Here is a 25,055-nt window from a genome sequence, read left to right on the forward strand (position 1 = left end):
GGTTTTACAAGAAATAAAAACTGTCGCCGAAATTATTATTAATAAGAAATTTTTAAGCATAAAAAAACAGAATTTCTGTAAAGATAGAAATTCTGTCTTATTCTACAAATGTAGAAGTGTTTATTTTATGAAATTACTCCCAAATCTTTTCCAACTTTTTCAAAAGCAGCAATGGCTTTATCCAAATGTTCTCTTGTATGCGCTGCAGAAAGCTGCACTCTGATTCTCGCTTTCTCTTTTGGTACAACCGGATAGAAGAAACCAATTACATAAATTCCTTCATCCATCAATTTCTCAGCCATTTTTTGAGCTAATTTTGCATCGTATAACATTACTGGAACAATGGCAGCATCTCCGTCAGGAATGTCGAAACCTTTCGCCTTCATTTCTGTTCTGAAATATTCCGCATTTTCCATTACGGTATCACGAAGTGAAGTATCGTCAGAAATCATTTCTAAAACTTTCAAAGCTGCACCTACAATTCCCGGAGCCAAAGAATTTGAAAACAAATAGGGTCTTGAACGCTGTCTCAACATATCGATAATCTCTTTTTTACCGGAAGTAAATCCGCCTAAAGCACCACCCAAAGCTTTTCCTAATGTAGAGGTAATAATATCTACTCTGCCCATCACTTCATTGGCTTCGTGAGTTCCACGACCAGTTTTTCCAATGAAACCAGTTGCATGAGAATCATCAACCATTACCAAAGCATCATATTTATCTGCCAAATCACAAACTCCTTTTAAATCTACAACGATTCCGTCCATTGAGAAAACGCCGTCTGTAACGATGATTTTAAATCTATGATTTTTTTCTGAAGCAGCAATCAACTGGGCTTCAAGATCTGCCATATTGTTGTTTTTATAACGGTATCTTGCTGCTTTGCAAAGACGAACTCCGTCGATAATCGATGCATGATTCAGTTCATCAGAAATAATTGCATCTTCTTCTGTAAATAAAGGTTCAAAAACTCCTCCGTTCGCATCAAAACATGCTGCATAAAGAATAGTATCTTCAAGACCTAAAAATTCAGCAATTTTTTCCTCCAACTGCTTGTGAATATCCTGAGTTCCGCAGATAAAACGTACAGAAGACATTCCGTAACCATGAGATTCGATCATATCCTGCGAAGCTTTCATTACTTCAGGATGATTGGAAAGTCCCAAATAGTTGTTGGCACAGAAGTTTAACAGCTTTTTTCCGTTGGCTTCAATTTCTGCGCTTTGCTGAGACGTGATAATTCTTTCTCTTTTGTAAAGCCCATCGTTTTCGATATTTTTCAGTTCGTTCTGTAGATTTTCAAGATATTTTCCGGAGATCATTATAATTAAATTTAAGTTGCGCTAATTTAATAAAAACGCTTTAAACCGGGCAAAGATTCTCGTATTAAAATAAATCTGCCGTAATTCCGAAAGGTTTATTATAATGTACCATTTTATTTCTTGATAAACTTTTTGGTAAATTCTGATGTTTTGGTTTTCACTTTAATTAGATAAACTCCAGCAGCAAATTCCGAAACATTAATAGCTCTTCCGTTCGAAATTCCATTTTCCTGAATATTTTTAATCAAACTTCCTTTAGCATCAAAAACTGTAATTGAATTGATTTTTTCCTCGGTTTGTATATTTAATCTTTCAGTTGTGGGATTAGGATAAATTTTAATCAATTCTTTTTTTGAAACTTCATTAGTAGACAATACCGGAAGATTATTGATCTGAATATTATCAACTCTGAAGCCCGTTCCAAAATCGTCGTACACAAAGTCGATTGCCTGTACATTTTTATTGGTTCCTAAAGCTCCGGAATAAATTTGATTTCCATTTGAAAAGTACTGAAGCGTATTATCCGACTGCTTAATAATTATTTTTAAATTATTCCATGTATTAGCCGTTAATACAGGTCCGTTTGCCAGTCCTGTTGCGGTTCTGTACTTCAGCATTCCGGTTTGATAATCTATTTGAAAAGAAGCCGTGTAATCTGAGACTAATGCATTATTGTATATAGCAATTTCATAAGATGACGAATTAAGTCCGCCAAAATTATAATCAAACGAAATTTCTACATCGCTACTGGTCACAAAACTGGTTATATTTTTCTCAACTCCACATGGCTCCAGTATCAATCCATTACTAATCATGCTAAAAGACCTTGTTCCATCTGTCGGAAGTGTACTTACAACCTGTGCATTTCCAACAGGAAGTCCACCCCAAGCAACCCAACCTTGTTGGCCGGCTAAATTTCCAACAGCATATCCTTCTGAACTTTCAAAAGATATTTTTTGCACCTGCGCTTTAAAATAAAACGCTCCAAACGACATAAATGCCATTAAAGTAAATAAAGTTTTCATCATAGAAAATATTTAACAATTAATGAATCAACAAGTTATAATTTCACAAGGCTGCAAAATTAATACCTTATTTTCAATAATTTAATAATTTCTTATTATATTTATTTAATATTCAAACTTTAAAACATATAACACCTTCATCATTAACGTCTGATAAATATTTTCACGAAATTAATTTCACAAAATAGAGAAAACAAAAGCTTTCAAAAAATGAAAGCTTTAATATGAATAATAAAAAGAATAATTTTCTCTATTCTTTTACAAATTTAAAATTCGAATTGGCAACTGTAATAAGATAAACTCCTTTTTCTAAAAGAGAAATATCAATCTTCTTATCTGTTTTTCCTTTTTTCACCAATCTTCCATCAGCTGTAAAAATCTGGTACTCCGTTTCTTTTTTCAATCCTGAAACAAATAACTCATTTTTTGCGGGATTTGGATAAATGCTAAATTTTTCAGTAATAAAATCAACTGTGCTCAAAGTATTATCCTGCGTAACCGTCGAATTTCTCTCCAAAATCTGGTATTCATAATTGAACTGAACGCTTGAAATCGGAAAACTCACTGTTTCTGTAAAGTATTGATTGTTTGAAGTATTATTTAAAGCAAAAAAAGCAGTCTGACCTCCTGTTCCGGTTACCTTGATAGGCAATGGCATCTCGAAAAAGCCAACAGAAGAATGACTTTGTGTTTGTGAAGCCTTGAACGTTACCTGATTTCCCACTTGTTTCCAACGAATATCATAGCTTGGATGACCTTGTCCGTAAATCCAGTCATTAAAGAATTCGGTGAAATCTTTTCCTGTTGAAGCTAAAAAAGAAGCATTTAAATCTGAAGTTTTTGCATAACCATATGCTAAATTCGGTCTTGCATGATAATCTTTCAGTGCCTGATAAAATACGGTATCACCTAAGATCCATTTCATCATTCTTACAACGTATCCTCCTTTAGAATAGGTTAATCTGCCATTAAAAATAGAACCAATATTACCTAAACTGCTGTCAGGAACATAAACACTACCTCCTCCTGCTACACTTGTGATATAATTTTTTTCACCTAAAAGATAGTTTAGAAAATCGGCATTGCTCATGATGAGTTTTTCATAAGCTACATGCTCACCAAATGTTGCAAAACCCTCATTCAGCCAAATATCATTCCATGCACCGCAAGTAACTTTATCGCCAAACCATTGATGCGCCAATTCATGAGCGATTAATTGCTTACTCCATGATCCCATCGAAGACATGGTTTGGTGCTCCATTCCACCTCCGGCCTGAAATTCCATGTGACCGTATTTTTCATTTCTGAAGGGATAAGGTCCAAAATAATTTTCGAAAGTATCCATAACGGTTTTCGTCCAGTTAATATTTGCCATACTTCCTGCATCAGCATTAGTAGAAGGGAAAATATAATTGACGAATGGAAAAGGCGGCGTTCCCATCGTATCATTCAGTTTAACAAAATTGGTAACTGAAATTGCTACGAGATAAGCAGTTACAGGATATTGTGTTCTCCAGAATGTTCTTTTTTGCCCGTTTCCTAAATTGGTTTCAGACATTAATTTTCCGTTTGCCGCAACACTGTATTGACTTGGAGTGGTTATTTTAATATCAAATTTTTCAATCTTGTCATTTAAACTTTGCTTTGTCGGAAACCAGTCTTGCGCTCCGTAAGGCTCATTTAAAGTAGATAAGACAGCAGTACCTCCTTGTGTACCATTAAAAAAAGCATTATTTGCAGTTGAAGGAGCACCATTATACTGAATGGTAAGTGAATCGAGAACATTTGCAGCTAAGGCAGTTGTAAAATTAATTTTCAATTCTTTCGTAGAAAGCTGCTGAAAAGTAAGGTTCTGACCATGATAACTCACCTGAGAAACATTCATGTTATTATTTAAATCAAAATAAATATTGCTCATTACCTGGTTCGGCTTGAAATGAGAAGTCACAGAACCCGAGATATTATAAACCGCAGGATCAATGGAAACATCCATTCGCTGATACTGTAAATCGTAATTTAAAGTATTCGGATTAATATTTCCTGCAGTCATTTTTGCTGCGTAAGATTTCATTTCTTTTTTAATTAAACCCTTCTTTTCAATGTTTTCATGTGAGTTTTGAGCTGATAATGCATGAACAGCAAAAATACTTAAACATAGAAGGTAAAATTTTCTCATAGTCAGATAATTAGGCAATAAAGATAAAAAAAACCTTTCAATCAGAGATTAAAAGGTTTTATATGAAATTAATTTTATTTATAAATCCAAAGCCGGTTTCAGTATTTGTTCCATTTTACTTTTCACCTGACCAACTGAGCCTGCATAATTATTAACCATTAATGAAAAACAAAGTGTTCTTCCTGAATTGGTTTTTAAATATCCTGCCAAAGTTTTTACTTTATTTAAAGTTCCTGTTTTTGCAAAAACCTGCCCGTTTCCTTCTGTTACAAACATACTTTTCAACGTTCCCGATTGTCCGCCAATTGGCAAAGAATTAAAATAGGTTTTGTAATATTTCTCATTCATCAGAGAAGTTAAAAATTTCACCTGAGAAATTGGCGTTACATGATTGCTTCTTGACAAGCCGCTTCCATCCATATAATTTAAACCTTCAAGGTCAAATTCAATATCTTTAAGGTGATTATTAACAACGATTCTACCTGATTCTGAAGTCTGGTCACCCATTTTGAAATAACCCACAGTTTTTAATAAAGCTTCCGCTAACGAATTATCACTTCTTTGATTTGTGTAATAAATAATATCACCTAAAGTCGGAGATTTATAGGCAGAAATCATTTTTCTCACTTCCGGGGAAGCATCAGTCGTTTTAGGTGTTACTTTTCCTGTAACTGCTACTCCACTTTTTATTAAGCTTGCTTTAAATGAATTTGCTAAAAAAGCCGGAGCATCCGGTAATTTTGTGGTTAAAGTTCCGTCTCCGTCATATTTTTCAGCATACACCATTTGATTGGCATAAGGAGAAACATAAAAGAATTTTTTGTCTGAAGCAGAATTCATAGATTTTTTTACGATCAGCTTCTCATTTGCCGGGTTAATTTCACGGGTTGTACCAACTGGTAAGTAGTAATTATTGCTTTCTAACCACACAACATTTTCCGGAAGTCTCGAAATGTTACCTTTGAAAAGCGCTGTCTGAATAATAATATCACCATTTACCTTTTTGATGCCTTCACGTGCAATACCGCCTGCAAAATCCGAAACAATATCTTTGTAAGACCAAGCTCCTGCTTTATTGGTTCCCAAACTCGGGTCACCACTTCCTACGATGTAAAGATTACCGTTTAGAACTCCATTCTCATCAATTTCTCCAGAATATTCCAACTGCGTCATCCAACGGTAGTTTTCACCCAACATACTCATAGCCGTTTCGGTGGTCAACAATTTCGTTGTAGAAGCAGGAACAAGCGGAGTATTTTCGTTGTACGAAGAAATTACTTTCTTTGTTTTTGGGTCATATACTACAAATCCCCAAGTTGCATTTTTCAGCACGGGATCAGCTATCATTGTATTTACACTGATATCTACAAGCTCTTTGGGCGACAAAATAGCTTTCTCCACATACGCAGCAGGCGAAGGAAGGTTTAAGCTACTTTTCTGATTGTCATAATTCTGAGAGTAAAGAACTGTAGAAACGGTCGATTGAGCAAGTAGAAAACCAGCAGTCAAGACCGTAATACCTGAAATATATTTTCTGAAATTTACCATCTAATTTTTCTTTTTGTCATATTTTGGATGGGTTAAAAAACGATTGGTTAAATCATTAGTTAAAATCCAAACATATAATCAACGTCCAAATGTAGAAATTATTGTTGTATGGCAGTTCAGTAGACTATTATAAAACACCATAAAGTTTGTTAAAGTTTGTTAAAAATCCACAAAAACATCTTTTTTAATACTTTGATAGGCAGTGATTTCGTCAAATTCTTTCAAACTTAGTAAAACTAAACTTTTAAACTTCTCATAATTTTTTCCGCGTGGAAGTTTAAGCAAAATCTGAAACTGGTAGAGGTTATTCAATCTTGCAATCTGCGCTCTTTCAGGACCTAAAATACAATCTTCAGGAAGATATTTTCTTAAAATCGAACCTAAAAACTGAGAAGCACGATTCACTTTTTCGTCTTTTCTGTGTTTCAGCTCAATCATAATTAATTTTGTGAAAGGCGGATAAAGAAATTTCTGGCGTTCTGTAAGAAAATATTTATAAATCTTAGAAATATTATTCATTTTAATCAACTGAAAAACAGAATGATCCGGATTGAAGGTCTGAATTAAAATTCTTCCCTGCCCCGAGACTCTTCCTGCTCTTCCGGAAACCTGAGTAATCAGTTGATATGCTCTTTCTTCTGCTCTGAAATCCTGCACATAAAGCATAGAATCCGCTTTTGGAATGGCAACCAGTTCGATATGATCAAAATCCAGACCTTTTGAAATCATCTGCGTTCCGACAACAATATCGGTTTCTCCTTCTTCAATTTTCTCGTATAATTTTTCGTAGGCAAACTTTTTCCGCATCGAATCGACATCCATTCTATCAACTTCACTGTCTGGAAAAATCTTGGAAATTTCTTCGTGAATCTGTTCTACCCCTACTCCTCTCTCATTTAAATTTTCAGAATAACATTTCGGACAGGCTTTTGGTTTTGAGGCTCTTTGTCCGCAATAATGGCATTTCATTTCGTTTGCGGCCTTGTGATACGTCATTACAACATCACAATTTGAGCAGTAATTTACATAACCGCAAGATTCACATTCCAAAACACTAGCGTAGCCACGACGGTTGTGAAGAATCATCGTCTGATTTTTTTCTTCTAAAGTTTTTTTGATCTCATCAATTAATTTCAAAGAAAAATTTCCGGAAACTTTTTTCGAATCCTGTGCTTCTTTAAAATTTATCAACTCAAATTCAGGAAGCTTTACATTTCCGAATCTTTCATTCAGAAAAATATATTTCATCTTCTCTTTTCGTGCTAAATAATAGCTTTCCACAGAAGGCGTTGCAGAACCTAAAATCACATTCGCTCCATAAAAATTCGCCAAAACTAAAGCAGAATCTTTTGCATTAAAAAACGGAGAAACTTCTCTTGGTTTATAACCAGAATCGTGTTCTTCATCCACAACAATTAATCCTAAATTCTGATAGGGTAAAAACAAAGAGTTTCTTGTCGCAATAAGGATTCTGATGTCGTTATTTTTAATTCTTCTCCAGATTTCAACCTTTTCAAAATCGGTGAGTTTCTGATGATAAAAACCAAGTTGTCTTCCGTATTTTTTCTCTAATCTTTGGGTAATTTGTTTCGTTAAAGAAATTTCAGGAAGCAAAAACAGAACATTCTTTCCTTCAGCAATACATTCTTCGATTTTCTCTAAATAAATATGAGTCTTTCCCGAAGAAGTTACGCCGTGAAGCAAAACATTTCGACCTTCTTCAAAGGCTTCATCTACTTCAATTTTTGCAGATTTTTGAACTTCAGTAAGCTCTTCAACTTCTTCAATTTCACCTTCATAACTTTCGATTCGGTCTTTCTGCATATAATATTCTTCAACAAGATCTTTATCTGCTAAAGATTTAAAATGTGAACTCGCAAAATAACCGTCTTCAAATAATTCTGATTTTTTAATAGGCAAATCAGGGTTTTCGGTCTGTTTTTCCAAAATATGAAGGAAAAGATCTTTCTGTTTCTGGGCTCTTTTTAAGCTTAAAAGAATCTCGGTAAGATTGTTATTTTTTAAAACCTCATCGTTGATTTTCACATAAGCAACTTCTTTTGCTTTGTATTTTTCAGCGATTTTCTCGTCAATTTCAATGTATTGTAAATCAATAAGTGAATTGATGGTTTTAATAATATCTTTTTTCGGGATAAACGCTTCAATATCCGTTAAATTAATCAGCTGTCGAACTTCCAATGCCTGAATCAGGTACATTTCGTTGACATCCAAATTTTCAAACTCAACGGTCACATTAGGTTTTAATTTAAGATACGTTTCACTTTCCAGTTTTAATGATGAAGGAAAAGCAAACCTGTAAATTTCGCCAAGATTGCACAGATAATAATCTGAAAGCCATTTCCAGAATTTAATCTGTTGTGGTGGCAAAATCGGCTGTTCATCCAAAATACTAATGACTTCCTTGGGAACAAACTGAGTCGGTTCTTCATCATGAAACTCAAAAACAATTCCGGTGTAGATTTTCTTCCCGCCGAACTGCACTAAAACTCTCATTCCGGGTTGAATTACAGAAAATAATTCTTCAGGAACTTTATAGGTGAAAGTTCCTTTCAGGTTGAGCGGTAAAATAATTTGAGCGTATTGCAAGGGAATAATTAAAGTGTAAAATTAGATTTTTCTTTTTAAAAACAAAAGTTTTCCTTGGTTGAAACCCAACAGGCTTTAAAAACCTGTTAGGTTTAGTTTTTGCAGCAACAATTAACAATATTGAAACTACATTCAGAATTCAAAAAAACTTTATCTTTGCGACTATGATTTTACGAGGAGAAAACTTAATCAAAGAATACGGTCCCAAAAAAGTTGTAAAAGGCGTTTCTGTACAGGTTCAGCAGGGAGAAATTGTAGGTTTGCTTGGCCCGAATGGTGCCGGAAAAACCACTTCATTTTATATGATCGTAGGTTTGGTGAAGCCTACTTCAGGAAGAATTTTCCTCGACAAACAAGAGATTACCAATGATGCAATGTATCGCCGTGCCCAAAAAGGTATCGGTTATCTTGCTCAGGAAGCTTCGGTTTTCAGGAAACTTTCAGTTGAAGATAACATTCTTGGGGTTTTACAATTGACTAAACTTTCAAAAAGAGAGCAGCAGATCAAATGTGACGAGCTGATTGAAGAATTTTCTCTTCAACACGTTCGTAAAAACAGAGGAGATCTTCTTTCCGGAGGGGAAAGACGTAGAACAGAGATTGCAAGATGTTTGGCAACAGATCCGAGCTTCATTCTTCTGGATGAACCATTTGCAGGAGTTGACCCGATTGCCGTGGAAGATATTCAAAAAATCGTAAGAAGTTTGACCGATAAAAATATCGGAATTCTGATTACCGATCACAACGTACAGCAGACTTTGGCAATTACCAACAAAACATACATCATGTTTGAAGGAAAGATTCTGAAAGAAGGTCTTCCCGAAGATTTGGCAAATGATCCGCAGGTAAGAGAAGCATATTTGGGTGAAAACTTCGTTTATCAGAGTATTTTCGACAAACCAAGCAAGAAAAGCTATGCTTACAATATCTGGGCTGGAAATTTTGATTCTAAATCACAGCTTCAGAGTTTTGTTGATGAAAATCTTAGTCAGTTTGATGATTTGAGATTGATGTACGGATTTGAAGATATTAGTTTTGCTTCATTAGGAAATTCAGAAATTCAGCATATTTTCAATGATGTTGTTGATAAAAATGCCAATAATTCTTTTGTTTTCCAGAAAAAAGAAATCAATTCAAATTATTCATTGGAACAGGCAAAGGCAGAGTCTAAAAAGGCCAGCAATCCTGAATTGCATTACCTGACGACGTATGTTTTTGAGGGATAGATTTTAATTTTACTAAAGATGTTTTTTAAGAATTTATTCAAAGATAATAAGTCAAATGCTTATTATAAAACAGATCGGCTATCGAAAATTGAATATTTTGAAAAATATCAGCTTAAAGAATTATTCAATCTATTACATCAAGCCGAAGAACTACTTGAAGAAGTTTGCTCAGAAAATTCACATACTGATTTTATAAATTTCAAAAAACTTTTTGTAGAAGAAATTTATGAATTGGAAGGAGATAATATAGCTGATTTTACAAATATTTGGAATTGGTTTCAAACTAACAAAGAATGGAATCAGTTTACAGGATTGACCGGTAAAGAACTCGGTCATAAAATTCTAAACATTACAACCAACTGGAAAATTGATGATGACTTCATTTCAGGATTTAAAGTCTTTTTAGATAACGAATACGGAGTGATTCTCGATAAGGAGAGAAATAATAATTTTGGAATCATCAGATGGGATACTTTAAAAGAAGTTGATGAAGAAGATTGGATTGGGATGTTTTGGAATTTTAAACAGATGGGCGGAAAAGTTATTAGTCAAAATCATCAATTTAAATATATAAATGATAATGGGAACTTAAAAGATGAATTTAAAAGCAAATAACCTCTTGTACTAAAAAATAATAAAACGTACCTTTTCTCTCAGAATGGTACGTTTTTCATTAAAACCAAATCATGGCAAAACCTTTTAACAGAACAGTGACTTTATTCGGGATCTACAGACAGCTGGTTCCGTTTATAAAACCTTACCGACCGATGATTTACGGAACTTTGTTTCTTACTTTTCTCGGCGCTTTGGCAGCTCAGGTAAACCCTTTAGTTTTAAAATATACGGTGGATGAAGTTACAAAACTGACGCATTTACCCAATCCAATGAGTGAAGGAATTCACATTTTAATTATTATTTCGATTATTTTATTGGGAAAAGAATTGTTGAATATTTTCATCAATTTCGGGCAGAAATTTTATGGTGAGAAAATCAGGATTAATGTAAGTTCGGTTTTAGCACAGTCTGCCATTGATAAAATTCTTACATATAGAGTCGCTTATTTTAATGACGAAAACCACGAATCAGGGAAGCTTCAAATTAGGATCGACAGAGGAATTGAAAGTTTAACGAGATTGGTTCAGAACTTTTTCATTGATATTTTACCGCTTTTCTCAAATGCGATAATTGCTTTGATTATCATGTACATTCAGAATGTATATGTTGGACTGGTTTCTACGATTATTGTTCCGATTTATTTTTACATCAGTTCGTTACAGGCAAAAAAACTCGGCGGTGTGAGACGAACGTTGAGAAATCAGCGTGAACAGAAAACTTCAGGACTTTTAAATCTAATCAATTCTATTATGGTGATTAAAAGTTTTGTGCGTGAAAAGTTTGAAGGTAAAAAGCAGTACGATTTGCAGTTGCAGTTGATGGATAGCCAAATGTTTACCCGAAAAACCAATTTTATTTATGACGGTTTAAAAACATTTATCGAGCAGTTTGGGGTTGTTTTAATCATTCTTTTGACGGTTTATCTGGTTTTAGACCAACAAATGACGATTGGAGCCATCATGCTTCACATCATGCTTTTCAACAATGTTTCTTCGCCCATAAGACAGCTTCATAGAATCTATGACGATATGAATGATGCGATGATTTATGCGGAAGGTTATTTTGATATTTTAAATGCTGAAAACGAGATTGAACCGAACGGAACCTTTGTAGAAAATGAAATCAAGGGTAATTTTGAACTGAGAAACGTAGATTTCACATATCCAAACGGAACAAAAGCTTTGAAGAATGTATCGATGACAATAGAAAACGGGAAAACTACGGCTTTAGTAGGATTAAGCGGTGCCGGAAAATCTACCATTATCAATCTTCTTTGTAAATTTTATCTTCCGGATTCCGGAGAAATTATTTTAGATAAAGTTGATTTAACCAATTACAACAATACTTTTTTAAGAGACGATCTAGGTTTGGTATTACAGAAAAATCACATTTTCCAGGGAAGTATTGAAGATAATATTCGCTATGGAAATATGAATGCGAGTTTTGAAGAAATTGAAGAAGCGGCCAAAAAAGCCTATCTGCACGAACAGATTTTAGACCTTCCGGAAAAATATCAACACGATGCGACTCAACTTTCCGGTGGACAACAACAGAGAATTGCGATTGCAAGATTATTTCTGAAAAACCCACCCATTATTTTCCTTGACGAACCGACTGCAAGTCTTGATGCGATTGCTACCGAACAGATTAAAAATTCTTTGGATGCAATAAAAGAAGGCAGAACCGTTGTAATTATTTCGCACTCGCTTTCACAGATTTTAGATTCGGATAAAATTTATGTCATGAAAAAAGGTGAAGTTGTAGAAAGCGGAACTCACGATGAATTGGTACAGATGAATGGAACTTACCGAGAAATTTTTGATGCTTCTGCGAGAAGTCTGAATCTGGATAAATTGGTGAATACTTTTAAGAATTAATATGTCATTTTTTAAGAATTAACGATTTTTTATGAATGATTCTTACCACAAAGTGCACCAAGAATTTCACAATGAACTCAAAGTTTTGTGCTCTTTGTGAAAAACCTTTATATACCTTGTGGTAAATAAAAGTTTAATATTCATTTGCATTAAAGTAAATTTACATCAACAAATTCTTCACTTCTCACTACAAATTTATCACTCAAAAATGAACGACCATTACCTCAAGAAACTCGACCGTGTCACCGCCATTCTTACGCAACTGCAATCAAAACCGATTGTAAGAGCACAGGATTTGGCAGAAAAATTCGACGTGAGCATAAGAACGATTTACCGCGATGTGAAAACTCTGGAAAATGCGGGAATTCCAATTATTGGAGAAGCCGGAAGCGGATATTCTCTGATGGATGGTTACAAACTTCCGCCTGTGATGTTTACCAAAGAAGAAGTTCTGAGTTTCATTACAGCTGAAAAACTGATGCAGCGTTTTTCACACGAAAGCCTTGGAAGTCATTATAAAACTGCGATGGAAAAGGTTCGATCGGTTCTGAAATATTCCGACAGAAATCTATTGGCAAACATCGAAAAGCAAATTGATATTTTTGATAACTATCCAAAAACTGAAGATAAAATTAAAAATATCATCCCGACTATTTTGGAAAGTATTGCCGAAAAAGTACAGATTTGTATTGATTATAAAACGGTAAATGAAGAAATTTCTACACGAACGGTTGAAGTGGTCGGTGTTTTTTTTGAATTTAATTATTGGTATATCATTGCGTACTGCACGTTAAGAAATGATTTCAGGCAATTCAGAATTGACCGTATTTTAAAGCTTAGTAAAATGCAAACTCCTTTTCTACAGGAATACGGACAAATCAACGATTACCGAAAAAATCCGAATGGAAATAAAACCATCGTCAAGCTTTTAGTCGATAAAAAAATCATGAGACATTTGGGAAATTCCAAAGTGTATTATGGTTTAACCGAAGAAAAAGAAGCCGAAAATGGTTTTGAATTAACCTTTGAAACTGAATGGATTGACGAAGGATTTCCCCGTTGGTTGATTACTTTTTCTGATTATGCCGAAATCATCGAACCTGAGTCTTTAAAAACGACAATGAGGGAATTGGTTCAGAAAGTTTCGAAGAATTTTTAATTATAAAATATTCGTGTCTTGATGACAGTAAAAATCTCCCACTGATTTCACAGATACTCACAGATGATTGAAAATAAAATCTGCTGAATTTGCAAAATCTGCGAGAGATTTAAATTTTAAGTATAAAAAAAATGCTTAGAATCTTTCCCAAAAGAAAGGCGGCTCAATTCCTAAAGCTCTTAAATAGGTATAACCCTGCCCACGATGATGAACTTCATTATCAATAAAATAAAGAATATTCTGATACACCGGAAATTCGTACTGACCAAATAAATTGAATGTTTCCTGAAATCTTTCTTCAGAAATCTGATTGAAATAATGATTGATTACCTGCGTTTCAGAATCCCATTTTGCCAAAAGCTCTTCTTTTGTTTTTGGCTGAAAAGCTTCCTCCGAAAAACCTTCGATCTGCTGTTCTACAATTCCCTTCAAAGCAGGACCTGCAATGCTGATCAATTCAACCGCCAATTTTGCGAAAGGTCTCATTCCGCCTACTGAAAATTCAAATAATTCTTTTTCAGGAAATGATTCGATTACTCTTCTTGTTAGATTTCTGTGACCTTGCCAATGCTCTAAAAGTTGGTCTGAAGAGATAAATTGTTTCGTTGCTGTTGCTGTAGTTGTCATAACGTTTTTATTTTGTTTGTTAATGTTAAGACAAAGGTAATCCCAGTTGATGACAACAGTTTGTCAGTAGGTTTTTTTATAATAAAAAAAATTTAAAATTTTTAAAATAAATAGATATTTCTCACGTTAGATTGACATCCGATACACAAATGTTTTAACTGCAAATCATGTAGAGGTAGATAAATTTGAATTAGGCCGGTTTTTAAAATCGGTCTTTTTAATTATTCATGGTATCCCAAAGACTCATCACCTCAACTTTCTCCAAAGGCTTAAAAAGTGTAATTCTCTTTGAAGTTTTTGGAAGCAAATCGAAGAAATTATCGCTAAAATTAGTATCTCCCATTAAATAAACATCTTTCGCCAGAACGTCTGTGGAAACTTCAATTTCTGTTGATGAAATCCTCTTGATTTTTATGGTTGGTTTTGATAATTTTAAATCTTTTGGTTTTACTAAGAAATGATTGTTTTGAGCAATGATTTTCCTGTTTTTGTCTTTTAGGGTTAATTTTAAAAAGACTTCATTTTTATTGGAATATTTAATTAAATTTTTGATTTCAATATGCTCAAATTTTACAATTCCGTCCAACGTTTTTCCATTTTGAACAGCTGTCAGATCATTTAAAACTTTTCCATTGAAACCAACAACCTGAATTTCAACTTTTATATCTTCAAACTTTTTCAATTCATCATTAATGCCATAAAAATTCAAAAAATCATCTTTTTCCTCCGTTAAAACCACTTGATTTTCAAAGCTTCTTTTGATCTGATAATGCAACGCTTTCCAATTTCCCAAATAATCAATAGAAGCCCACGAAACCACAGGCCAACAATCATTCAATTGCCAATACAAAGTTCCCATATTATAAGGTTTTGCACGACGATGCGCTTCAATGGCAACCTGCATTCCGCGAGCCTGAAGCAGTTGAGAAACGTAATTATATTTCACAAAATCGGCCGGAATTATATAATCCCTTTTCATGTACAAATCGATGATTTCCCAACCTCTGGAATGTTTTTCGTGTGCTTTTATTGTTCCATTTTGTAAACTTAAATCAGGAGTTTCGGAGAACATTGATTTTGTCGTTCCCAATGTTGGCATTCCCTGAAATCCGTATTCAGAAGCAAATCTCGGAACTTTTTCATTAAAAATCTCAAATGGCTGTTCGCCCCACCAAACGCCCCAATAATGAGAATCTCCTTCAGTTAAACTTTCTTTATTTCCCCAACCGATTGACGGTGAACTCGGCCAGTAAATAGATTTGTCGCTTGTTGCGTATTTTTTTATAGCATTTGGAATCACTTCATGAAAATTTTTTTTGTAATCTTTCCAAACCTGTAAAGAATCTTCTTTTGAATATTTAAATTGTTTCTGATATCCCCAATTGACAATCGCTTCGTCCACCTCATTATTTCCACACCATAAAGCCAATGAAGGATGATTTTGCAGTCGATTGATCTGATCCCGAACTTCAAATTCCACATTTTTCTGAAAATTTTCATCTGATGGATAAAAACTTCCTGCAAACATAAAGTCCTGCCAAACTAAAATCCCGTTTTCGTCGCAGGCTTTATAAAATTCGTCGTCTTCATAAATTCCGCCGCCCCAGACACGGATCATATTCATATTTGCTTCTTTGGAATCTTTGATGAGTTTCTGATATTTTTCTTTGGTAATTCTCGGGGTAAAGCTGTCGGAAGGAATCCAGTTTGTGCCTTTCGCGTACATTGAATTTCCATTGATTTTAAAATAAAAAGATTTTCCTTTCTCGTCTTTTTCCTGAATTAATTCAACCGTTCTCAATCCGATTCGTTCAGATTTTTCATCAATCCATTTTGAATCTTTTTGTAAGGAAATTTTTAATTGATATAAATTCGGATCACCCCAACCATTGGGTTGCCACAATTTCGGATTATCAATAGTAAAAGGAAGCGAAATGGTATTTTTTCCTTTTTTTAATTGAATAGTATTGATTGTATTGTTAATCGAAAACAAACATTTCCCTTCTTTATCCGCTACAATATCAGCGTAAATATTTAAATCCGCTTTTTGCTCTGTTAAAACTTTTTGTTCGATTTTTACATTTTCAAGTTTTGCCTGATTCCAGAAATTTAGTTTTACATCTTTCCAGATTCCTGCCGTCACCAATCTTGGTCCCCAATCCCATCCAAACTGATATTGCGCTTTTCTTACATAACTTCTTGGAGATTCTGGCGTTGTGAAAGGAACTTTTTTCGCCAATTCTTTTCCTACATTTACAGCAGAGCTGAATTTGATCTGTAAAATATTTTCGCCAATTTTTAAATTTTGTTTCACCGGAATCGTCCATTTTCTGAACATATTATCTGTTGATTGTATCAACTTTCCGTTTAAATAAATTTCAGAAAACGTATCCAATCCATTAAAAACCAATTCAATATTTTGATTCTTTAATTCGTTTGAAGAAATCTTAAAATTCGTCTGATAATCCCAGTCTTCATTTTCTATCCACTGTACTTTTTTCTCATTTTCATCTTTATAAGGATCGGGAATAATTTTATTTTTCATTAAATCCAAATGAACCGTTCCCGGGACCGTGGCTGTCAGCCAATTTTTATCTTTTGAATTTTTGAATTTCCAATTTTCTGAGGATAAATTTCGCTCAGAAGATTGTGCGTTGACTAAAGTTAGTATGAAAATGAAAGAAAAAAGTAAAATTTTGTTCATCAATATTTTGATTTATATTTAAATTAAACGCAATCTTTATCATTCTGACGAAGGAAGAATCTAAGCAATGGAAATTGAGATTATTCACTCCGCTTTGCTTCGTTCAGAATGACAAAGTGAACGTATATTTTTAATGTTTATTTACTCTTCAAAGCAATAATCTCATCTGCAACCGCAAAAGCGCCGCCATCCGTAATCGCAGAAGAATGAAAATATCCGGCCTTTGTAAAGTCTCTGATTTCTTCAATATTTGTTGAACGAAGTCCGCCACCGACAAGAATTTCGATTCTTCCGTTGGACAATTCAACCAGCTTCTTCAGATTTTCTTTTCCCTCCAAAACATTTGGTTTTTGGCCTGAAGTCAGAATGGTTTTAAAACCACATTCAATTACTTTTTCTAAAGAGTTCTCTAAGTTTTTTGCTCTGTCGAAAGCACGGTGAAAAGTACATTGATAAGGTTTTGCCAACTCCACCAATTCTTTATTTTGTTCCATATTCACCTCATTATTTTCATCTAAAATTCCAAAAACGAAGCCGTCGACATTTAATGATTTTAATCGAATTAATTCTGATTTCATTTGTTCAAACTCAGCATCAGAATAGGTGAAATCTCCTCCACGAGGACGAATCATTACAAAAATGGGACTGTTTATTTTTTCTCTAAGCTGTTTGGTGGTTTCAAAATCGGGTGTTGTTCCGCCTTCGCTTAATCCGTCGCATAATTCTATTCTGTCTGCTCCGTTTTCGTACGCAATGATTGCGGATTCGGGGTTGAAGCAGGCTATTTCTATTTTTGACATTTAGTTTTCTTTTAAGTTTTGGCTAAAGCCAATTGATTGTTTATATTCTGAAAACGGGCTAAAGCCCGTTCCTATTGATATTTTAATGTATAAAATTATGATCTCAACACAAAATCAGGTTTTTCAAGACGGTTTCCTTTTTGGTCGTAAACGGCAAAATTAAACCCATCCTGAATACAATACGAACCATATTCACCCTTTTTATTGATCGCAATAAAACCAACCTGAATATCTTTTAGATTTTTCTTTCTTGCTTTTGTAATTCTCACGATCCTTTCAACTGCTTCTTTACAAGCCTGTTGTGGATTCCTGCCCTGTCTCATTAATTCTACAACCAAATGAGTTCCCACCGTTCGAATTACTTCTTCACCATGACCTGTCGCCGTCGCTGCACCTACCTCATTATCAACAAATAAACCCGCTCCAATGATTGGCGAGTCACCCACTCTTCCATGCATTTTGAAAGCCATTCCACTGGTTGTACATGCTCCGGAAAGATTCCCGTTAGAATCCAAAGCAACCATCCCAATCGTATCATGATTTTCTATGTTTACAATAGGTTGATATTTACTGTCTTTCAACCATTCTTTCCATTCTTTTTCAGATTCAGCGGTAAGAATATTTTCTTTTTTAAAACCCTGAGAAACTGCAAATTGTAAAGCTCCATCCCCAACCAACATCACATGAGGCGTTTTTTCCATCACGGCTCTTGCCACTGAAATCGGATTTTTAATATTTTCCAAAGCAGCAACTGAACCAATATTATAATTTTCATCCATAATACAGGCGTCCAACGTTATTCTTCCGTCTCTGTCTGGGCGGCCTCCATAACCCACACTTCTTTCTGTAGGATCATTTTCAACCAAACGAACTCCTTTTTCCACAGCATCCAAAGCTCGACCTCCTTTTCCAAGAATTGTCCAGGCTTCTTCGTTAGCTTTTAAACCAAAATTCCATGTAGAAAGAACGATGGGTTTGTTAACTGTTTTTGTATTGTTTTCAGGTAAATCTTTTGCAATTAAATCCAATGGATTCAATAATAATGCTGATGATGCTATTGCTGTATTTTTTAGAAATTTTCTACGTGAATTCATATTTTAGATTGAGGTTGAGGTTAAGGTTGAGTTTCAACTAATTTTGAATGTTAAATTTTAAATATTGAATTAATTAGCACCGATTTCATCAACAAAAAGCCATGCTTTCGAATCTGCACCGGGATTTCCTGCCGGAATAATTCCTGCATTTTCTATTTGAATTTTGAAATATTTCGAATTTTGATTTCCTACATTTAATTTAATTTTACCTTTTGCAGCAAGAATTTCATCTTTCCCTATCTCTTTAATCATTTTAAAATTCGTTCCGTCATCAGAAATAAAAACCTGAGCTGATTTTGCAAAGTGAATCCAGCTTCCTTTATTATCCAAAGTATTGAAATAAATTTCCGAAAACTGAGTTTTTTGTCCAAAATCAATGGTTGCAACTACATCCTTTCCTTGGAAACCCAACCAAGTTTTTCCCAGTTGTCTTTGATTTCCGATAATTCCGTCAACCAAAGTAAACGCTCCCCCGAAAGAATAATTTTCACTAGGTTGCTGTTCTAAGGTAATTTTTTTCCCAGTCGTTTTTGAAATTGTGAAAGTCTGTGAAGAAACTGCACTTTTCAATTGTCTGTTTTCAAAATATGCAGATTTTATAGTCATCGATTTTGAAACAGGAATTACCTTCTGATACGTTTGGGAATTTACATTTGGCTCCTTTCCGTCCAGCGTATATCGGATTCCGTTTTGATTTTGGGATGTTGACAATTCATAAGAAACTCCATCATTTGCTGCTGCGGCTTTTCCTGAAATGTTGTAAATACTTTTCGCATAATTTACCCCCATTTTATCCAACACCTTGAATTCATTAATCACTCTTCCTTCAAATTCTTTATAATTTTTAGGATCTGCTGTTCCCCAACCCACTTCTGAAAGTGCCAACAATCTCGGGAAAATCATATATTGAACCTGCTTGAAATCAAGAATATATTCCGTCCATAAATTGGCCTGAACACCTTTGATGTATTTTGCCTGTTCTGCATTTAATTCAGTCGGAATCGGGTTGTAAGAATAGACTTTATCCAAAGGTGTAAAACCTCCGAAAGCATTTGGCTCTGTTGCCGGATCTCCTTGATAATGATCGAAATAACAATAAGATCCTGGTGTCATAACAGCGAAATGTCCTGATTTTGCTGCCTCAACTCCTCCTTTTATTCCTGTCCAGCTCATTACGGCTGCGTTTGGAGCTAATCCGCCTTCCAAAATTTCGTCCCAACCTATGATTTTTCTTCCTTTTAAATTTACATATTTTTCAATTCTATGAATGAAATAACTTTGCAAACCATGTTCATCCTTCAGATTATTTTTCTTAATTAATTCCTGACAATGAGCACATTCTTTCCATCTTGTTTTCGGACACTCGTCACCTCCGATGTGAATGTATTGAGAAGGGAAAAGCGTGATTACCTCATCCAAAACATTTTCTAAAAATGTAAATGTTTCATCTTTCGGGCAAAAAACATCATCAAAAACGCCCCATTTTGTTGCGGGTTCGAAAGGTCCTTTTGTACAAGCTAATTCCGGATAAGCAGATAAAGCCGCCAAAGCGTGACCCGGCATTTCTATTTCCGGAACTACTGTGATATGCCTTTCTGTCGCATATTTTACAACATCTTTAATTTGTTCCTGAGTATAAAAATACGGTCCGTAAGGTTTTCCGTCAAAAGTATTATCAACATACGCTCCAATCATGGATTCTTTACGCTTTGCTCCTACAGTTGTTAATTTCGGATATTTCTTAATTTCAATTCTCCAACCCTGATCGTCTGTTAAATGCCAGTGAAAAGTATTCAATTTATACATTGCTAAATAATCGATGTATTGTTTTACTTCTTCAACCGTGAAGAAATGACGGCAGACATCGAGATGCATTCCACGCCATGCGAATTTTGGCTGGTCTTCTATAACCATTGCAGGAATTTTTTTGGAATCTTTGAACTGATCTATAATTTGGATTAGAGTCTGAAGTGCCAGAAAATAACCCCGATCTGTTACCGATTTAATATGAATGTATTTTGGTGAAATTTCCAATACATACTTTTCTTTATCCTGTTCAGTCATTAAATGGTTTGCAGGCAATGAAGAATTTTCAAGCTGAATATTTCCTTCCTTTACTCTATTTTCAAATTTTAATATTGAACTCAATTGTTTTTTTAAGTAATCTGTTTCTTTTTCGGGAAGATTTCCACTTAGTACAAAAGTTTCAGGAATAATAAATTCTCCCTTTTGAAATTCCACTTTTTGTGGATAAGGAATTAAATTTAATCTATTCTGAGAGAAAAAAACAGTAGAAAATAATAGACAAAAGACTAGTAAAATACGCTGCATTCTGAATTTGATTTGAGTTTAGCGAATATAATTCTTTTCTTACGATTTTTGGATAATTCCTACTATGTGTGTCTCCTATGAAGCTCAAAATTTTTGAAACTTCTTTTTCTATAAAGGTGTCGCTCCTCCGGAGCTCGCTAAAAACCTGCATTATTTAAATTTTTGTTTAAATATAAAAGTCTGCATTTAACTTTTCTGTGTTTAAAATATCTAATTTTGCATAAAATAAAACGATGAAAAAAACAATTTTATTGACGAGCGTGTTATTATTTTCAGTTTCTACGAACGCACAAATTTTTGAAGCTATAAAATCTTCCGTAAAAGATCAGCTCAAAAAACCGACAACCACTACAACGAAAACCAATTCTACAACTCCAGCTAATTCTTCTTCGCCAGTGAACTTAGGAAGCCTAACTTCAACCCAGATTTCATCAGGTTTAAAGGAAGCTTTAAATCTTGGAGTAAATGAAGGAGTAAAAAAATTAGGAGTAACAGACGGTTTCCTGAAAAATGAAGCAGTAAAAATTCTAATGCCTGAAAAATTAAAAAAAATTGATACTACTCTTCGTACTTTAGGAATGGGAAGTTTGGCAGATCAGGGCGTGAAATTACTAAACAGAGCTGCTGAAGATGCAGTTGTAGAAGCTGCTCCAATCTTTACAAAGGCTATTACTTCAATGACCATCACCGATGCTAAAAACATCTTATTGGGAAGTGATAATGCTGCAACAAGTTATTTGCAGGGTAAAACCCAGAGTCAGCTATTCAATGCATTTCAGCCGAAAGTAAAAGCTTCATTGGGAAAAGTGGGTGCAGATAAAGTATGGACTAATCTAATTTCGAAATATAATACATTAACCGGACAAGCTGTTTCTACAGACCTTAACGAATATGTTACCAACGAAACCATCAATGGTGTTTTCAAAATGGTAGCAGAAAAGGAAAGCGGCATCAGAAATAATTCTGTGATGAGAACCACAAGTCTTTTGCAGAAGGTTTTTGGAGCGCAGGATGGTAAATAGTTTTTTCTTAAATTGTTCATTTTGCCTTGATGCAAAACGAACCAAAAAATCAAGACTGGGAACTCTTCGCTAAAAATAAATTCTGTTTTCTAAAAATTCTAAAACTCGTGCGGATTTAATATTGTTAATTCGGTTGAATATTTGTTCCGCACTCAAACAGTAGAATTTTCTTAACGTTCACAGATTTTATTTTCTTAACGCTACGATTTCCTATGTCGGTTTTTCACTACTAACCTTAAATATTTCAATAAAAAAAAACCTTGTCGAGCGGACAAGGTTTTCTTTATCTTAAAATTGCATTTCAGGAATTTCTCCGTCAATGATCAAATCTGCTTCTGTTGACTGAATAATGTGCTCTACTGAAACTCCCGGAGCTCTTTCAATAAGCTTAAAACCTTCCGGAGTCACATCTAAAACTGCTAATTCAGTTACTACCCTTTTCACACAGTTAACCCCAGTTAAAGGAAGTGTACATTTTTTGAGAATTTTACTTTCTCCGGCTTTATTGACGTGCATCATTGCAACGATAATATTTTCTGCAGAAGCTACCAAATCCATTGCCCCCCCCATTCCTTTTACCATTTTCCCGGGAATTTTCCAGTTGGCAATATCTCCGTTTTCTGAAACTTCCATCGCTCCAAGAATCGTTAAATCTACTTTTTGAGCTCTGATCATCCCAAAACTAAAGGCTGAATCGAAGAATGAACCTCCATCCAAGATCGTAATTGTCTGTTTTCCGGCGTTGATGATGTCTGCATCTTCTTCCCCTTCGAAAGGAAAAGGCCCCATTCCCAATACTCCGTTTTCACTCTGAAACTCTACGGAAAGATTGTTGGGAACATAATTCGCAACCAATGTTGGAATTCCGATTCCTAAATTTACATAATACCCGTCTTTTACTTCTCTGGAAATTCTTTGTGCAATTTGTTCTTTCGTTAGCATAGCATAATCTTATCCCGCCAAATTAGCCATTTTTTCAGAATTACGAAATAGTTTCTTTTCTTATCCTATGATAAATCTTTCGATGTAAATTGTTGTAAATTTGTGCGCTTTAAATTTACAAATGAAAATTCTATTACAATATTTAAAACCCTATAAATGGCTTATCATCGCATCATTGTTATTAGCCGCTATAAATCAAGTGTTTTCACTTTTTGCTCCTGCAATTACCGGGAATATTCTTGATAAACTTGTTAATCAGCCCAATCATTTTGATAAAGAAAAACTGATTCCAAGAACTTTAGAACAATATCTTTACGGAACCGATATTTATCACGGTGTTTTCTATTTTTTAGGACTTTTGATAGGAACCGCAATGATCAGTCGAATTGCCAAGGCTTTTCAGGATTATGTGGTGAGTGTGATTATTCAAAAATTTGGTGCAAAAATTTTCACGGATGGTCTCCAACATTCGATGAGACTGCCTTTTCAAGAGTTTGAAGACCAAAGAAGTGGTGAAACACTCTCTATTTTAACAAAAGTTCGTGAAGACTCAGTGAAATTCATTAATAATTTCATCAATGTATTTTTTGGAATTCTGGTAAGCATTATTTTCGTTTCTGTGTATGCCATTCGTCTGCACTGGTCGATTATGCCGGTTTATGTAGTCGGAATTATCTTCATTGCGGTTGTTACCAATTTATTGAGTAAAAGAATAAAAAACATTCAGAAAAATATAGTTACTGAAACTACCAATTTGGCAGGAAGTACCACAGAAAGTCTTAGAAACATTGAGATCGTAAAAAGTTTAGGACTTACCAATCAGGAGGTTGAACGTCTGAATAACAATACCTACAAAATCTTGAATCTGGAATTGCGAAAAGTAAAAAGTATTCGTTCTTTGAGCTTTGTGCAGGGAACTTTGGTTAATTTTCTGCAACAGGTAATCACCTTCACATTATTATTATTGATTTTTAAAAATATTGTAACTCCTGGACAATATTTATCATTAATGTTTTACGGATTCTTCATTTTCGGACCGATGCAGGAAATCGGGAACATCATCATTTCGTATCGTGAAGCCCAAGCTTCATTAAATAATTTTGACCGGGTGATGAAAAAAGAAGTTGAACCAAAACCGCTGACTCCAAAGAAAATCGGAGCTATTGAAGAATTAGAATTTCAAAAAGTTTCTTTTCAACATCAAAGTGCGCATTATAAAGCTTTAAATTCTATTTCATTTCATGTAAAAAATGGCGAAACGATTGCTTTTGTAGGGCCAAGTGGATCAGGAAAAAGTACATTGGTGAAATTGCTAGTCGGTTTATACAGACCGCAGGAAGGTTCTATTCTTTACAATAATATTGACGGAAAAGAATTTGATTTTGATGAATTGAGAAACCAAATTGGTTTTGTAACTCAGGATACACAACTTTTTGCAGGAACAATTAAGGAAAATCTTTTATTTGTAAACCCCTCTGCCACTGAGGAAGATTTACAATTAGCCTTAAAAAAATCAAGCTGTACTGCGCTTTTAGAACGTGCTGAAAACGGAATTGAAACGGTAATCGGAGAAGGTGGATTAAAATTAAGCGGTGGTGAAAAACAGAGAATTGCCATTGCCCGAGCTTTATTGAGAAAGCCTCATTTGCTAATTTTTGATGAAGCAACTTCTGCTTTGGACAGTATTACAGAAGAAGAAATTACGACAACCATTAAAGAAATTTCAAGAGAAAAGGAACAAATTACCGTTCTTATTGCACATAGATTAAGTACGATTATGCACGCCGACAGAATTTTTGTTTTGGAACGCGGAAATATTATAGAAACAGGCTCACATTTACAATTAATAGAAGAAAAAGGATTATACTACGCGATGTGGAGACAGCAGATCGGAGAAAGGAAAACTCTGGCTTAGATGGATGATGGAAGATGGATGATGGAAGTTTATATGATTGAGAATAATAGATTCTTCACCACGCT

At 34.4% G+C, this 25,055-nt stretch carries 16 protein-coding genes and 1 pseudogene; 6 read left to right on the plus strand and 11 right to left on the minus strand.

The window, feature by feature from the left end; genetic code table 11:
* Positions 1–125: 125 nt before the first annotated feature.
* From kbl to priA, 5 genes are all read right to left on the minus strand, one after another.
* A complete protein-coding gene (gene kbl / locus BM371_RS13930) occupies positions 126–1,322 on the minus strand; it encodes a glycine C-acetyltransferase (protein WP_034678669.1) in 1,197 nt (398 codons plus the stop codon).
* 113 nt (positions 1,323–1,435) lie between these two features.
* On the minus strand, positions 1,436–2,350 hold the full coding sequence (locus BM371_RS13935) for a T9SS type A sorting domain-containing protein (protein ID WP_081874584.1): 915 nt from the start codon (positions 2,348–2,350) through the stop codon (positions 1,436–1,438).
* 247 nt (positions 2,351–2,597) lie between these two features.
* The gene (locus tag BM371_RS13940) at positions 2,598–4,523 is read right to left on the minus strand and encodes a M1 family aminopeptidase (protein ID WP_034678672.1); all 1,926 of its coding nucleotides are present in this window, start codon (positions 4,521–4,523) and stop codon (positions 2,598–2,600) included.
* A gap of 78 nt (positions 4,524–4,601) precedes the next feature.
* Entirely contained in the window at positions 4,602–6,071 is a 1,470-nt protein-coding gene (dacB, locus tag BM371_RS13945; protein WP_034678674.1) for a D-alanyl-D-alanine carboxypeptidase/D-alanyl-D-alanine endopeptidase, read from the minus strand.
* Between the two features lie 159 nt (positions 6,072–6,230).
* Complete coding sequence (gene priA, locus BM371_RS13950; protein WP_034678675.1) at positions 6,231–8,678, minus strand: replication restart helicase PriA; 2,448 nt, start codon at positions 8,676–8,678, stop codon at positions 6,231–6,233.
* 164 nt (positions 8,679–8,842) lie between these two features.
* Between priA and lptB the strand changes: the two are divergent.
* The 4 genes and pseudogenes from lptB to BM371_RS13970 all read left to right on the plus strand — a co-directional run.
* A pseudogene (gene lptB, locus BM371_RS13955) lies at positions 8,843–9,568 on the plus strand (LPS export ABC transporter ATP-binding protein); the annotation flags it as partial.
* Between the two features lie 354 nt (positions 9,569–9,922).
* Positions 9,923–10,519, plus strand: coding sequence for a hypothetical protein (locus tag BM371_RS13960; protein ID WP_034678676.1), 597 nt, complete (start codon positions 9,923–9,925; stop codon positions 10,517–10,519).
* Positions 10,520–10,671: 152 nt separating this feature from the next.
* Entirely contained in the window at positions 10,672–12,396 is a 1,725-nt protein-coding gene (locus BM371_RS13965) for an ABC transporter ATP-binding protein (RefSeq protein WP_081874587.1), read from the plus strand.
* Between the two features lie 208 nt (positions 12,397–12,604).
* A complete protein-coding gene (locus BM371_RS13970; RefSeq protein ID WP_034678678.1) occupies positions 12,605–13,555 on the plus strand; it encodes a helix-turn-helix transcriptional regulator in 951 nt (316 codons plus the stop codon).
* Positions 13,556–13,690: 135 nt separating this feature from the next.
* Here the strand turns inward: BM371_RS13970 and BM371_RS13975 are convergent, their stop codons facing one another.
* The 5 genes from BM371_RS13975 to BM371_RS13995 form a co-directional block, all read right to left on the minus strand.
* Positions 13,691–14,182, minus strand: a complete 492-nt coding sequence (locus tag BM371_RS13975; protein WP_034678680.1) for a DinB family protein — start codon at positions 14,180–14,182, stop codon at positions 13,691–13,693.
* 217 nt (positions 14,183–14,399) lie between these two features.
* Positions 14,400–16,886 carry a beta-mannosidase gene (locus BM371_RS13980; RefSeq protein WP_034678683.1) on the minus strand — a complete coding sequence of 829 codons (2,487 nt, stop codon included), beginning with the start codon at positions 16,884–16,886 and terminating at the stop codon, positions 14,400–14,402.
* 137 nt (positions 16,887–17,023) lie between these two features.
* Positions 17,024–17,686: a copper homeostasis protein CutC gene (locus BM371_RS13985; protein ID WP_034678685.1), complete on the minus strand. Its 663-nt coding sequence runs from the start codon at positions 17,684–17,686 to the stop codon at positions 17,024–17,026.
* Between the two features lie 95 nt (positions 17,687–17,781).
* Positions 17,782–18,780 carry an isoaspartyl peptidase/L-asparaginase family protein gene (locus BM371_RS13990; protein ID WP_034678686.1) on the minus strand — a complete coding sequence of 333 codons (999 nt, stop codon included), beginning with the start codon at positions 18,778–18,780 and terminating at the stop codon, positions 17,782–17,784.
* Positions 18,781–18,849: 69 nt separating this feature from the next.
* Positions 18,850–21,111, minus strand: a complete 2,262-nt coding sequence (locus BM371_RS13995; protein ID WP_034678688.1) for a glycoside hydrolase family 20 protein — start codon at positions 21,109–21,111, stop codon at positions 18,850–18,852.
* A gap of 233 nt (positions 21,112–21,344) precedes the next feature.
* Here BM371_RS13995 and BM371_RS14000 point away from each other — a divergent pair, with 233 nt between their 5' ends.
* Positions 21,345–22,133, plus strand: coding sequence for a DUF4197 domain-containing protein (locus BM371_RS14000; RefSeq protein ID WP_034678690.1), 789 nt, complete (start codon positions 21,345–21,347; stop codon positions 22,131–22,133).
* 288 nt (positions 22,134–22,421) lie between these two features.
* Here BM371_RS14000 and BM371_RS14005 read toward each other — a convergent pair whose 3' ends face one another.
* Positions 22,422–23,075, minus strand: coding sequence for a CoA transferase subunit B (locus BM371_RS14005; protein ID WP_034678693.1), 654 nt, complete (start codon positions 23,073–23,075; stop codon positions 22,422–22,424).
* A 121-nt stretch (positions 23,076–23,196) separates the two neighbouring features.
* On the opposite strand from BM371_RS14005, the gene BM371_RS14010 reads away from it, so the two are divergent.
* Positions 23,197–24,990, plus strand: coding sequence for an ABC transporter ATP-binding protein (locus BM371_RS14010; RefSeq protein ID WP_034678695.1), 1,794 nt, complete (start codon positions 23,197–23,199; stop codon positions 24,988–24,990).
* Positions 24,991–25,055 lie beyond the last annotated feature (65 nt).

The sequence above is a fragment of the Chryseobacterium formosense genome, from assembly GCF_900116415.1.
GTDB classification, from domain to species: Bacteria; Bacteroidota; Bacteroidia; order Flavobacteriales; family Weeksellaceae; genus Chryseobacterium; species Chryseobacterium formosense.

What these genes read in the sequence shown, in the direction of transcription:
- BM371_RS13935 (WP_081874584.1), bottom strand. Translation starts at nt 2,350, where the DNA reads ATGATGAAAACTTTATTTACTTTAATGGCATTTATGTCGTTTGGAGCG.
- BM371_RS13960 (WP_034678676.1), top strand. Translation starts at nt 9,923, where the DNA reads ATGTTTTTTAAGAATTTATTCAAAGATAATAAGTCAAATGCTTATTAT.
- BM371_RS13965 (WP_081874587.1), top strand. Translation starts at nt 10,672, where the DNA reads ATGATTTACGGAACTTTGTTTCTTACTTTTCTCGGCGCTTTGGCAGCT.
- BM371_RS13940 (WP_034678672.1), bottom strand. Translation starts at nt 4,523, where the DNA reads ATGAGAAAATTTTACCTTCTATGTTTAAGTATTTTTGCTGTTCATGCA.
- dacB (WP_034678674.1), bottom strand. Translation starts at nt 6,071, where the DNA reads ATGGTAAATTTCAGAAAATATATTTCAGGTATTACGGTCTTGACTGCT.
- BM371_RS13995 (WP_034678688.1), bottom strand. Translation starts at nt 21,111, where the DNA reads ATGCAGCGTATTTTACTAGTCTTTTGTCTATTATTTTCTACTGTTTTT.
- BM371_RS13990 (WP_034678686.1), bottom strand. Translation starts at nt 18,780, where the DNA reads ATGAATTCACGTAGAAAATTTCTAAAAAATACAGCAATAGCATCATCA.
- BM371_RS14000 (WP_034678690.1), top strand. Translation starts at nt 21,345, where the DNA reads ATGAAAAAAACAATTTTATTGACGAGCGTGTTATTATTTTCAGTTTCT.
- BM371_RS14005 (WP_034678693.1), bottom strand. Translation starts at nt 23,075, where the DNA reads ATGCTAACGAAAGAACAAATTGCACAAAGAATTTCCAGAGAAGTAAAA.
- BM371_RS13975 (WP_034678680.1), bottom strand. Translation starts at nt 14,182, where the DNA reads ATGACAACTACAGCAACAGCAACGAAACAATTTATCTCTTCAGACCAA.
- BM371_RS13970 (WP_034678678.1), top strand. Translation starts at nt 12,605, where the DNA reads ATGAACGACCATTACCTCAAGAAACTCGACCGTGTCACCGCCATTCTT.
- BM371_RS13980 (WP_034678683.1), bottom strand. Translation starts at nt 16,886, where the DNA reads ATGAACAAAATTTTACTTTTTTCTTTCATTTTCATACTAACTTTAGTC.
- kbl (WP_034678669.1), bottom strand. Translation starts at nt 1,322, where the DNA reads ATGATCTCCGGAAAATATCTTGAAAATCTACAGAACGAACTGAAAAAT.
- BM371_RS13985 (WP_034678685.1), bottom strand. Translation starts at nt 17,686, where the DNA reads ATGTCAAAAATAGAAATAGCCTGCTTCAACCCCGAATCCGCAATCATT.
- BM371_RS14010 (WP_034678695.1), top strand. Translation starts at nt 23,197, where the DNA reads ATGAAAATTCTATTACAATATTTAAAACCCTATAAATGGCTTATCATC.